Origin of the sequence: Nostocoides vanveenii (genome assembly GCF_039531165.1) — a bacterium.
GTDB lineage: Bacteria > Actinomycetota > Actinomycetes > Actinomycetales > Dermatophilaceae > Nostocoides_A > Nostocoides_A vanveenii.
In genome coordinates this window covers 73,761-82,530 of sequence record NZ_BAAAPN010000044.1, presented here as the reverse complement: position 1 = coordinate 82,530, position 8,770 = coordinate 73,761, and the positions used below count along the sequence as shown (strand labels likewise).

Sequence of the window (8,770 nt, the reverse complement as noted above, 5' to 3'; positions counted from 1 at the left end):
ACACGCTCGTGGTCCTGACTGACTGGATGCATAGACACCACCCAGCCTGCTACAGGGCCACGAGCCCTCACATCAGGACCACATCACGCGGAGAGTCGGAGAGCCGCCAAAACTATGGGCGGAGAAGCGTTGGTGGACACCCGAAAATCATGCCTCGCGTACTGGCGAGTAATGCACTACGTTCGGCCCAACTCTTTAACCGGTTGTCAAAGGAGTGCAGACATGGCAGGCACCCTCGTTGCTCAGTTGTTGCGGCGCAAGCCGATCGTCTTCCAGCACCATCCCCATCAGGGCGAGGAACTGCCGCGCAACCTGACGACCTTTCAACTGATGATGTTCGGCGTCGGCGCGACCGTCGGCACGGGCATCTTCTTCGTTCTCGGCGAGGCGGTGCCCAAGGCCGGTCCGGCAGTCCTCGTCTCTTTCATGATCGCCGGCTTCGCGGCCGGCCTGTCCGCTCTCTGCTACGCAGAACTGGCTTCGGCGATTCCGGTGAGCGGTTCGACGTACTCGTATGCCTACCACGCCCTCGGCGAGATCGTCGCCGTCATCATCGCCGGCTGCGTCCTGCTCGAATATGGCGTCGCGACGGGTGCTGTGGCGGTCGGGTGGAGCGGCTATTTCAACGAACTTCTGCACGAGACGATCGGGTGGCAGCTTCCCGATGCGCTTTCGGTGTCGCCGATTCCTGGCACCGACCACGTGCCCACAGGCGGAATCATCAACCTCCCGGCCGTCGTCCTGGTGCTGCTGTGCATGCTCCTGCTCATTCGGGGGGCCTCGGAGTCAGCGAAGATCAACGCGATCATGGTGATGATCAAGCTCACCGTTCTTGCGCTCTTCTCCGTCATCGGGTTCAGCGCCTTCAACGCCGATCACTTCTCCAACTTCTTCGCGAAGGGCTTCACTGGCGTGAGCGCCGCCGCCGGGACGATCTTCTTCTCCTTCATCGGTCTGGACGCCGTGGCGACCGCGGGTGAGGAGGTCAAGGATCCACAGAAAGCGTTGCCACGCGCCATCATCGGTGCGCTCTCGATCGTCTCGGGCATCTACCTTGCGGTGGCCGGCGCCGGTCTCGCCGCCAAGCCCGCGTCCTTCTTCGCGGACAAGGACAATGCCGATGCCGGCCTGGCGCTGATCCTCAAGGAGATCACCGGCAACGAGGTGTGGAGCACGATCCTCGCCGCGGGCGCGGTTATCTCGATCTTCTCCGTGACCCTGGTGACACTTTATGGTCAGACCCGGATCCTGTTCGCGGTCGGCCGGGACGGCCTGATCTCCAAGAAGTTCCTCGAGGTCAACCAACGGACCATGACCCCCACCTTCAACACCGTCGTGGTCTCGATCGTCATCGCCCTGATCGGCGGTTTCGTGCCCGCCGACTATCTCTGGGACACAGTCTCGATCGGCACGCTGATGGCCTTCTCGGTCGTCGCGATCGGCATCATGGTCCTGCGACGCACCCATCCGGAATTGGAGCGTCCTTTTAAGGTCCCCGGCTATCCGGTCACCCCCATTCTCACGGTCGCCGCGTGTCTCTACATCATGTACGGCCTGGCGGCCATCACCTGGGTCATCTTCTTGATCTGGATCGTGCTGTGCATCGCCTTCTACTGGCTGTACGGCATGCGCAATGCCACGCTCAATCACTACAGCGATCCCGAGGAGATCGCCGAGCCAAGCGGCCGGCGGCGTGACCTGGAGGACGATCGCGGATGACCTATCTCGTCTGCTACAGCCCGCATAAGGACGACATCGGAGCGATCGATCTGGCCTGCCAGTTCGCCCGCTCCGAGCATGACACCGTCCACGCGCTGACCGTGGTGCCGCGTGGTTGGGAGACAGCTGTCGCCGGCGACACCGATCGCGACTTCGAGCAGTGGGCAGCGCAGGAGGGCGCCGCGAGTGCCGCAGAGGCGCTGGAGGTGTTGGCACGGCATACGGACGTCGTGTCGACTGCGACGTGGGTCGCGGGACGCTCTGTCCCCCAAGCAGTGTGCGAGCAGGTCGACGCGCTGGGTGCGTCGCTGATCGTCGTCGGCTCCGGCGAGAACGGCCCCCGCGGCTATGTCACGGTGACGTCGAAGACCGACCGTATGCTGCACTCCGCCGCCGTGCCGGTCGCGATCGCGCCGCGGGGGTATCGCCCCGTCCCGGACAGCCGGATCACACGCGTGACCATGGGCTTTCGCGATGACGACGCGAGTTGGACGCTGCTGGATCTGGTCGCGAGCATCTGCGCCCGGATTGGGGCGAGCCTGCGCTTGGTGACCTTCGCGGTGCGCCCCCGGCGGATGGTGGTCTCGGCGATGCGCGATGACGAGTCGGACATCTTCGCGCAGTGGAAGTCCCAGGCCCAAGCAGGACTCGACGAGGCGGTGACCCACCTCCGCGACCAAGGCCTCGTCGATGTGGAGGCCGTTCTTGCGCAGGGCCGTTCGTGGGGTGGGGCGATGGACTCCGTGGAGTGGGGACGCGAGGACGTGCTGGTCGTCGGCTCGTCGTCCACGCACAAGCTGGCCCAGGTCTTCCTCGGCTCCAGCGCCGCCAAGATCCTACGCAACTCGACCGTCCCGGTCATCGTCGTCCCCTGAAAGCCCGCCACGCCCGCCCCAGCTCTCCCGCCCGCGCCGGGCTGGTCACCGCAGGGCGAGGGCGGCCAGGGCGGCGTTGACGATCGAGCCCGGCGTCAGGTCGTTGACCGAATAGAGGTCGGCCACCGCACCGGACTGGCCGAAGGCGTCGACGCCGAGGGGGACGCAGGGCACGCCGAGAGCCGAGCCGAGCCACGCCAGCGTGTGCGAGGACGCGTCGTGGACGGTGACGATCGGGGCGCGCATGTCGAACGCGGCGCGCAGCGCCCCGGGGATCGACGGCGTCGTTGCGGTGCGAATGCCCTGGCGCAACGTGCGCTGCCATGCGGCATACAGCCGGTCCGCGGAGGTGATGTCGACGACATGAGCCAGGATGCCCTCCTCGGCGAGTTCCGCTGCGGCAGCGAGCGTTTCCGGCAGCACAGCGCCACAGGCGGCCAGTTGAACGACGGGTGCGCCTTCGTCGCCGCCGGCGTCACGCAGCCGGTAGGCCCCGGCAAGCACCTGGCGCCTCAGTGTGGCATCGCCAAGCCGGGCGCGAGCTTCCTCGAAGGGCGCCGGGTCGAGCGGGCGGGTCGTCAAGCGGAAGTAGTAGGACCCATCCTCGGTCTTGCCCAGCGCGTCCCCCTGGCCGGGATCGGCGATCCGCGCGAGGGCGTGGCACAAGAGCCAGTCGAGGGCCACGGCATACGCCGGTTCGATGAGCGTGGTGTTGGGCAGTTCCAGGCCGACCGACGCGGTGATCGTCGATTGGTGCGCGCCGCCCTCCGGCGCCAGCGTGACGCCCGACGGCGTGCCGGCGACGACGAAGCGGGAGCCGGAGTAGGCGGCATATACATAGGCATCGAGACCGCGCAGCACGAACGGGTCGTAGAGGGTGCCCACCGGCAGCAACAGCTGATCACTGTGATCCCACGTCAGGCCGAGCATACCGAGCAGCAGGAAGAGGTTCATCTCCGAGATGCCCAGCTCGATGTGTTGTCCCGCAGGGGATTCCGACCACTTCACCAGCGGATCGGGGCTCCACGAGCGACGCTCCTCGGGCGCGAAGACACCCGTGCGGTTGATGAAGCCGGCCAGATTGGTCGACGTGGCCACATCCGGTGCGGTCGTCACGAGGTGATCGCCGACGCCGTCGATGCGAGAGAGTCCGACGAGGATCCGGCCGAATGCTTCTTGGGTGGACATCGGCTTGGCCGACGAAAGCCCCGTTGCCGTCGGAACCGGCAAGAGCGAGCGGGTCTGCACGGGGTCGTGACGCAGGTGCTCGGCCCGCAGCGCGGCGAGTTGACCGGCAGCTGTCGTGGGGTCGAGTCGGTCCCACTCGGTGTCCGCGGTCAGCACTACCCGGGCACGCAGGGCATCGATCTGCTCACCGCTCAACACCGCCGAGTGGTTGCGCGGGTTGCCGGCCAGCGGCAGCCCCCAGCCCTTGACGGTATAGGCGAAGACCACGCTCGGCCGGTCGGTGACGGCATCGCAGGCCGCAAAGGCGTTGAGCATCGCGGTAACGTCGTGGCCGCCGAGATCCGTTACCAGAGAGGCGAGTTCGTCGTCGCTCTGCGCGGCGCAGAACGTCTGGACGTCATCAGGGGCGCCGTCGAGGAAACGCTCACGTACGTCCGCCGGTGCCATCCCGAAGAGGGATTGATAGCGCTCGTTGGGCATCGCGTCGATCCACGCCTCCAGGCCCGCTCCCCCGGGCCTGCCGTATGCCGCGTGCAGACGCGGCCCGTATCTCACCTCCACGACATGCCACCCGGCCGCCGCGAACTGGGCACGCCATTGTTGGATCCGAATGCCCGGGACGACCCGGTCGAGGGATTGCCGGTTGAAGTCGACGACCCACATGACATTGCCGAGCCCCTGCGTGGCCGGGTCGGCGACGGCCTCCCAGATATTGCCCTCATCGAGTTCGGCATCCCCGAGCAGGGCGATGAAGCGGCTTGCTGGGCGCGGCCCGAAGTGGGGATCGACATAGCGCCGGGCGACGGCGGCAAAGAGGGGCGCCGCCGGACCGAGTCCGACCGATCCCGTGGAGAAGTCGACGTGGTCGGGGTCTTTGGTCCGCGAGGGATAGGACTGCAGACCGCCGAAGTCGCGCAGGCGCGTCAGATAGGACCGATCGAGATTGCCCAGGAGGTACTGGATCGCGTGGAAGGCCGGCGACGCGTGCGGCTTTACGCTGATGCGGTCGGCGGCGTCCAGGTGCGCGAACCAGAGGGCGGTCATCGTGGTGACCAGGCTCGCGCTGCTGGCCCGGTGCCCACCGACCTTGACCCCGTCGCCCGTGACGCGTTCGCGATTGGCGGCGTCGACGATCCTCGTGGCGAGCCAGAGGACGCGCTGCGCGACCTCATCGAGAAGGTGCCATCCGGGCGTTCGGGGGTGTGCGGCATACGGGTTCGGTCCTTTCAGGACCAGAGCGAATGGTAGGCGTTCAGCGCGAGCTGGCCGCCGAGGTGGGCATAAAGAACGTTGGAGTCCGCGGGGATCTCGCGATCCTGGACCAGGTCGATCAGGCCGGCGAGCGACTTGCCTTCGTAGACGGGGTCGGTGATGAAGGCTTCGAGCTGCGCTCCCAAGGCCATGGCGTTCATCGTGGACTCGACCGGGATGCCGTAGAGGTCGCCGGCCCAGCCCTCGAGGACCCGGATCTCGTCGGCGCGCAAGTCGCGACCGAGCTCCATGACCTGCGCTGTGTGCCGGGCGATCCGCTCGACCTGGTCACGCGTCTTGGCCAAGGTGGCGGATGCGTCGATGCCCAGGACGCGGCGCTTGACACCGGTCCGATCCTCCAGTGCGGCGAAGCCGGCAATCATCCCGGCGTGCGTCGAGCCCGTCACCGTGCAGACGACGATCGTGTCGAAGGTGACACCGAGAGCCTTCTCCTGCTCGGCAACCTCGAAGGCCCAGTTCGCGAAGCCGAGGCCACCTAGCGGGTGCTCGGACGCGCCGGCCGGGATCGCATAGGGCTTGCCGCCCTTGGCCTCGACCTCGGCGAGGGCGTTCTTCCAGGAGTCCCGGATGCCGATGTCGAAGCCCGCGTCGTCGAGACGCGAGTCGGCGCCCATCATCCGCGAGAGCAAGATGTTGCCGACTTTTGTGTTCATCGGGTCGTCCCAGGGCACCCACTTCTCCTGCACCAGAAGGCACTTCATGCCCAGGTGCGCGGCAACCGCGGCAACCTGGCGGGTGTGGTTGGACTGGTAGCCACCGATCGAGACCAGCGTGTCGGCGCCGGAGGCGATCGCATCCGGAATGATGTATTCCAGCTTTCGAATCTTGTTGCCGCCGAAGGCGAGACCGCTGTTGCAGTCCTCACGCTTGGCCCAGATCTGGGCACCGCCAAGATGCTGGGTGAGCCGGTCGAGGCGCTGGATCGGGCTCGGCCCGAAGGTGAGCGGGTAGCGCGGGAAGTCTTGGAGCTTCATACCGATTCTTTCCTTTCTCGTATGCCGTTCGGCTGGGTTGCGGTGGTGGCCGGTGGGCGCTTGGTGGTGCCGTCGGGTCAGGTAAGGGTGTCGAGCAGCGGTTGGAGCGACTGCCAGGTTTCGTGGGATACGTCGGCGGCTGCCTCGGTGTCGCCCTCCGCGCAGAGGTCGATGAGGCGGGTGTGCAGGGCTACGGAAGCGCGGCCTGGGAGAGTGGCGAAACGGAGACGCTCGAGGCGCCGCACGACGGGTGAGAACTGGTCGAGGACCGTCTCGATGGCGGTATTGCCGGCCGCCCGCACCGGGACGGCGTGGAAGTCGTCATCGGCGGCGAGGGCGGCTTCGGCATCGCCCGACTTCATCGCTGTTGCGAAGCGCCTGTTGGCCGCACGCATACTCGCCAAGTCGTCCGGTGTGAGCTGGGCGACGGCGAGTTCTACGGCCAGGCGATGCATCGCGGCAACGACGGACTGCGCGTCCCGGATGGCCTTGACCTCCAACTCGGCGACCGTGGTGGACCGCCCGGGTGCGGTGGTGACCAGGCCGGCAGCCCCGAGCCGCAGGATTGCCTCGCGCACGGGTGTCCGGCTGACGCCGAGCCAATCCGCGAGCTCACCATCACGCAGTTGCTCACCGGGCGCGAAGGTGCCGTCGACGATCGCGTCCCGCAACCGCGTGTAGACGTCATCACGCAGCAAGCCGCGCTTGAGGGCGCTCGAACCGGCGTCCTGGGGGATGGGCATGCAATATATTGCACATTAATCGCCATCCATGTCAAGCCCCCACCCGTCGAGAGGCCGGTTCAGGGGCGTCGAGAGGCCGGTTCAGGGGCGTCGAGTGCGCATCCATCCCCACCGCCTGTGGACAACTTCGCACTCGACGGGGCTGAACCGGCCTTTCGACGTGGGATAGGGGGCGGCGTCCGGGACGGCAATGCTCAAATTCGCGGGACAGCGCGGCCTCGATGAGTGACGATGGTGGCGTGACTGCTCCCCCACTTCCCGCCGGTCTCACCTCCCGGCCGCTCACACCCGCCGACCTGGACGCGACCTTTGCGGTCTACGCCGACGCCGAGTTGGCCGATTGCGGCGAACTCATGATCGAGCCCGAGGACATCGAATCCGATTGGGAGCGAGCGAGTTTCGACCTGAGCACCCAGAGCGTTGGCGTGTTCGACGGCGAGCGCCTCGTCGGCGCGGCCGAGGTGTTCGGGGCGCGACGTGCTGACGGGGCGGTGCACACGGCATACGGCAATCGCGGCATCGGGAGCTGGCTCGCGGCGTGGACCGAGGATCTCGCGAGACGCGAGGGCGGGTCGCGTGTCGGGCAATCACGATTCGCCGGCGGCGGGGGCGACCGGCTGCTGCGCGGGCGGGGCTATCGCGAGATCTGGACCTCCTGGGTGTTGGAAGTGCCGGCCGCGACCCCGATCGAGCCCCAGTCGCTACCGCCGGGCTACGAGCTGCGCACCTTCGTGCCGGGGCAGGACGAGGACATCGCCTACCGACTGATCGAAGATGCCTTCAACGAGTGGCCGGATCGCACCCCGCAGACGTATGCCGATTGGCAGCCTCGCACCCTCGGTCGCCGCGGCTTCGAGCCCTGGCAGGTCCGCTTCGCGGTTGACGGTGACCGCACTCCCGTCGCGGTGGCCTGCACCATCCTTGACGTCGCGAACTGTGCGCACGTCGACCAGATCGCGGTCCGGGCCGACCGGCGCGGGCTCGGCCTGGCGCGCGCACTACTCGTCGATGCCTTCGAGAACGGCCGGGTGCGCGGAGCGATTCGTAGCGATCTGTCGACGGACTCCCGCACCGGCGCACTCGGGCTCTATCTGCGCGTCGGCATGACCATCACCCAGACCTGGCACCACCTCGGGCTCGACCTCTGAGCGCGCTTCAGGGCGCGACGGGATCGGTGACGTCGGCCCGCTCGGCGCCGAGCGCCGCAACCATGGCATCGGCGTCAACCGTGACGGCGACGCCGTGCGCGCCCGCGCCCATCGAGATCGGACGACCCGTGATCGTCACGTCCGCGAGCACTGGCCAGGAATGCTCGCTGCCGAAAGGCGTGATCGTTCCACGCTCGTATCCCGTTGCCGCCCTTGCCGTTTCGGCATCGGGCATGGACAGCCTGTTCACCCTGAGGTGGACGCGCAGCTTCGGCCAGGAGATCTCGCGATCGCCCGGGACCAGGACGAAAACGTAGTCGCCCTCGGTACGCCGGATCACGAGCGTCTTGATGATGTCGGCGGGTGTCACCCCGCGCGCGGCGGCGGCCTCCGCGAGCGAGCCGACGCGCCCGTGGCGGATGACGGCATACGGCAGTCCGTATGCCGCGAGCGCACCGATCGCGCGCGACTCGCCGTCACTCATCCGGCGTCAGGAAGTTCACCAACTCGACGTACTCATCGCTCGCGGCGTCCGCGTCGAGCCCGCGCAACTGGGCCCACGCGTCATATTTGGCGCGGCCGACAAAGTTGGTGAAGCCCGGGCGTGAGCCGGTCACATCGCCCTCGGTTGCCTGCTTATAGAGGGCGTAGAGCCGCAGCTTGATGTCATTGCCCGGGTCGTCGGTCAGGGCGGACACCGCGTCGACGGCGGCCTGGAAGTCAGCGTCAGATGCCATGGCGGTCAATGTAGCCGCACTAACCACCCTCGGGGGCGGGTGGCGTGGCCCGGCTGGGGCCAGTGGCACGGTCTGGCCACTGCACCTGGGAAACTTGATCCCGCACAGGCTTGA

Annotated in this window: 8 protein-coding genes; 3 read left to right on the top strand and 5 right to left on the bottom strand. The window is 67.3% G+C overall.

The window, feature by feature from the left end:
* The first annotated feature begins 222 nt into the window (after positions 1 to 222).
* Both ABD209_RS08830 and ABD209_RS08825 read left to right on the top strand, forming a co-directional pair.
* Entirely contained in the window at positions 223 to 1,719 is a 1,497-nt protein-coding gene (locus ABD209_RS08830; RefSeq protein WP_344064945.1) for an APC family permease, read from the top strand.
* Positions 1,716 to 2,594 (top strand): universal stress protein, encoded by an 879-nt coding sequence (locus ABD209_RS08825; RefSeq protein WP_324385683.1) that lies wholly within the window; start codon positions 1,716 to 1,718, stop codon positions 2,592 to 2,594. Before ABD209_RS08830 ends, ABD209_RS08825 begins: the two co-directional genes overlap by 4 nt.
* A 45-nt stretch (positions 2,595 to 2,639) precedes the next feature.
* Here ABD209_RS08825 and ABD209_RS08820 read toward each other — a convergent pair whose 3' ends face one another.
* The 3 genes from ABD209_RS08820 to ABD209_RS08810 all read right to left on the bottom strand — a co-directional run bounded on the left by ABD209_RS08820 (position 2,640) and on the right by ABD209_RS08810 (position 6,771).
* Complete coding sequence (locus ABD209_RS08820) at positions 2,640 to 4,826, bottom strand: transketolase-like TK C-terminal-containing protein (protein ID WP_344064942.1); 2,187 nt, start codon at positions 4,824 to 4,826, stop codon at positions 2,640 to 2,642.
* A gap of 182 nt (positions 4,827 to 5,008) precedes the next feature.
* On the bottom strand, positions 5,009 to 6,028 hold the full coding sequence (locus ABD209_RS08815) for a 1-aminocyclopropane-1-carboxylate deaminase (RefSeq protein WP_344064940.1): 1,020 nt from the start codon (positions 6,026 to 6,028) through the stop codon (positions 5,009 to 5,011).
* 77 nt (positions 6,029 to 6,105) lie between these two features.
* The gene (locus ABD209_RS08810) at positions 6,106 to 6,771 is read right to left on the bottom strand and encodes a GntR family transcriptional regulator (protein ID WP_344064937.1); all 666 of its coding nucleotides are present in this window, start codon (positions 6,769 to 6,771) and stop codon (positions 6,106 to 6,108) included.
* A gap of 239 nt (positions 6,772 to 7,010) precedes the next feature.
* On the opposite strand from ABD209_RS08810, the gene ABD209_RS08805 reads away from it, so the two are divergent.
* On the top strand, positions 7,011 to 7,919 hold the full coding sequence (locus ABD209_RS08805; protein WP_344064934.1) for a GNAT family N-acetyltransferase: 909 nt from the start codon (positions 7,011 to 7,013) through the stop codon (positions 7,917 to 7,919).
* A gap of 7 nt (positions 7,920 to 7,926) precedes the next feature.
* Here ABD209_RS08805 and ABD209_RS08800 read toward each other — a convergent pair whose 3' ends face one another.
* Both ABD209_RS08800 and ABD209_RS08795 read right to left on the bottom strand, forming a co-directional pair.
* Entirely contained in the window at positions 7,927 to 8,403 is a 477-nt protein-coding gene (locus ABD209_RS08800) for an aminoacyl-tRNA deacylase (protein WP_344064931.1), read from the bottom strand.
* A complete protein-coding gene (locus ABD209_RS08795; protein ID WP_344064928.1) occupies positions 8,396 to 8,656 on the bottom strand; it encodes an acyl-CoA-binding protein in 261 nt (86 codons plus the stop codon). Before ABD209_RS08795 ends, ABD209_RS08800 begins: the two co-directional genes overlap by 8 nt.
* Positions 8,657 to 8,770: the final 114 nt, after the last annotated feature.

Coding starts and splice junctions, on each gene's coding strand:
- ABD209_RS08825 (WP_324385683.1), top strand. CDS start 1,716: ATGACCTATCTCGTCTGCTACAGCCCGCATAAGGACGACATCGGAGCG.
- ABD209_RS08820 (WP_344064942.1), bottom strand. CDS start 4,826: ATGACCGCCCTCTGGTTCGCGCACCTGGACGCCGCCGACCGCATCAGC.
- ABD209_RS08810 (WP_344064937.1), bottom strand. CDS start 6,771: ATGCCCATCCCCCAGGACGCCGGTTCGAGCGCCCTCAAGCGCGGCTTG.
- ABD209_RS08815 (WP_344064940.1), bottom strand. CDS start 6,028: ATGAAGCTCCAAGACTTCCCGCGCTACCCGCTCACCTTCGGGCCGAGC.
- ABD209_RS08830 (WP_344064945.1), top strand. CDS start 223: ATGGCAGGCACCCTCGTTGCTCAGTTGTTGCGGCGCAAGCCGATCGTC.
- ABD209_RS08800 (WP_344064931.1), bottom strand. CDS start 8,403: ATGAGTGACGGCGAGTCGCGCGCGATCGGTGCGCTCGCGGCATACGGA.
- ABD209_RS08795 (WP_344064928.1), bottom strand. CDS start 8,656: ATGGCATCTGACGCTGACTTCCAGGCCGCCGTCGACGCGGTGTCCGCC.